This window comes from Mesorhizobium sp. M0983, assembly GCF_040318975.1.
Taxonomy (GTDB): Bacteria; Pseudomonadota; Alphaproteobacteria; order Rhizobiales; family Rhizobiaceae; genus Mesorhizobium.
On the sequence record NZ_JAMYNH010000057.1, the window covers coordinates 1 to 2,225 of the forward strand.

General features: G+C 57.3%; 2 protein-coding genes and 1 pseudogene. 2 read left to right on the top strand and 1 reads right to left on the bottom strand.

Translation table 11 applies throughout. The features are described from left to right. A pseudogene (locus tag NKH71_RS33250) lies at window positions 1–480 on the top strand (hypothetical protein); the annotation flags it as partial. After that, window positions 477–905, top strand: a complete 429-nt coding sequence (locus NKH71_RS33255) for a hypothetical protein (protein WP_352896616.1) — start codon at window positions 477–479, stop codon at window positions 903–905. The pseudogene NKH71_RS33250 and the gene NKH71_RS33255, both read left to right, overlap by 4 nt. A gap of 133 nt (window positions 906–1,038) precedes the next feature. Here NKH71_RS33255 and NKH71_RS33260 read toward each other — a convergent pair whose 3' ends face one another. Further along, window positions 1,039–1,686 carry an FkbM family methyltransferase gene (locus tag NKH71_RS33260; RefSeq protein WP_352939813.1) on the bottom strand — a complete coding sequence of 216 codons (648 nt, stop codon included), beginning with the start codon at window positions 1,684–1,686 and terminating at the stop codon, window positions 1,039–1,041. Window positions 1,687–2,225: the final 539 nt, after the last annotated feature.

Below are 2,225 nucleotides of genomic sequence, written 5' to 3' on the forward strand. Positions count from 1 at the left end.
CCGGGCTGCACCGTCTCGCACTGCATCAACGCCGGCGCGGGTCACAGGCTGACCCTGCAGCACGGCATGGACGAGGTTGAAGAAGTCACGGCCGACATCGTCATCCTGGCCACCGGTTACGAGAACGCGGTGCCAGGCTTCTTGGAACCGATCGCGGACCGGCTGGAACAAATCGACAATGAGTTGGCTGTTCGCGAGGATTTTTCGGTGTGCTGGGACGGACCGCGTGAAAGACGCATCTTCGTACAGAACGCGAACCTTGGGCAGCGCGGGCTCGCCGATCCGAATCTTACCCTGCTGGCCTGGCGCGCGCCGCATCCTCGACAGCCTTCTGGGGCGCGCGCCATGCGCGAACCCCGAGCATCCTGCCTTCATCAGCCGTACCTCAATCGAGAGCTGGCCCGACCCCGTGGCCGAAGAAATGGGCAGCGGGATATGACTCGTCGACTACTGATCATCGGCGGGGCATCCAAGGAATGATGTCCGCCTCCGCTGCGGCGAAGGCCGGAGCCTTCTCCGAAATCATCGTGACTGAACAAGCCTTGGACCCATCGGCGCATCGCATTATTCTGGGGGCGTGCATTTCCCCTAGGGGGCGCGGCGAGCGCGCCAGAGTCGGCGCAAAGTATCGAATGTTTGCGCGGATCGCGGCGATGGTATCGAGGGCCGACTGGCTGCAGCCGAGCGGACAAAATCCCCGTGCCTGGTCGCAAACCTCGAGCGCAGCGGCGGTCGCGATCATGTGTGGCAACATCCTCTCGCGATTGCGCCTGGTCATTCCGTTCGATTCACCGAGTTCGGCGAAGGCCGCGGTTCAGGTGGCCTCAAGCCTGAAAACTCGAGTCCTTCACGGGGACCAATTCCCTTGCCTGGCCTCGCAGAACCTGTTTCCGGCGGATCAGTAAGGGCAACCAGGCTTCGGTCCAATCAAGCATGCTGCGACCGCTCACGGTGCGATCCTCGCACCCAAATCCAGCCGCTTGTGATCTGCAATGAGGATGGAGGGCTGCAGCAGGACGGAAGCAGAACGGGCCTGTTCTAGAGGCTCGTATTCCTAAGCAAAACATCGCCCTCCACTCCGCGTGGATAGCGGGTCAGCAATTCGAACGAAGGCAAAAGATCAAGAATGGCTTGCAGGGACAGCTGACCTTCATAGAGCTCGTGGTCGCTATATTCCGTGTAGATAAAGCGCGTGTTGCTCAAGGTCTGTCTGCCGCCAGCAATGACATCTGACTCGGCTCCCTGCACATCCATCCAGATGAAATCGATCTTTTTCAGGTTCGCTTCGCTGCACCAGTCGTCAAGCCTTCGAGTTTCAACTGACATGGGGCGATCGAACCGAACCCAAGCATGTTCGACAAGATGATTCTTGGGTCGGCGTATCGAGCCAGATTGGTCCCATTCCTCCGCGCTTCCTTCTCCATTGCTTGGATGGAAATCAATCGTGCCATTTCGGTTGCTGAGCGCGATTTCAAACAGTTTCACCTTGTCCAGGTACGGATTCATGTTTTTCTTAAAGCGAGCAGCCGCGCGAGGGTCTGGCTCAAAGCAGTAGAGCTGTGCCTTCGGGCAAAGGCTGAGAAAACGTCGCGTATCGGTTCCGTCATTGCAGCCGATGTCCAGGATGACGGGATCGGTTTTTTGCAGAAGTGAAACGATATGCCGATGTACTTTTAATGAAGAGATCGGTTCCTGCATATGTATTTCCATCGAACTTTACCTCAACGCCTCAATTGCACACGCGACATCCCTGGAAGGTATATCAACCGGAACTCCGGGGGCTAGCGCCAGCCAACTGCGATTTTTTCGAATGATCCCGCCTCGACCGCGCCGGTCGGTCCATGAATCTTTCGGAAGAAGTTGGACAGTTTGACTAGTCGGCGAGTGGCAGCTCGCATTCTCAGTAGACCTGTTCTCCCGGCCGACGTTTTCATATCCGCTATTCTCTATAATTCGTAAAATCGATTGTATTGATGGAACGCATCCGCACGATGGATGTTTGGCAAGCCATGCACCTGTGATTGGCCGGGAGAGGACTACGTTCGCCGGGTGGCGCTTACGTGGACCATCACGCTTCGAGGATGGACTAAGGGCGGATTTCTTCCAGGCCCAGTGTAGATGCTATGGCCGGCGGCGAGCGTGTGGCACCCTCGGCGCTGTTGAGCAGCTATCTAAGGAGCGTCCCCATGTCACCATTCTTTGATGCAAGCAGATCCCTTACCGCC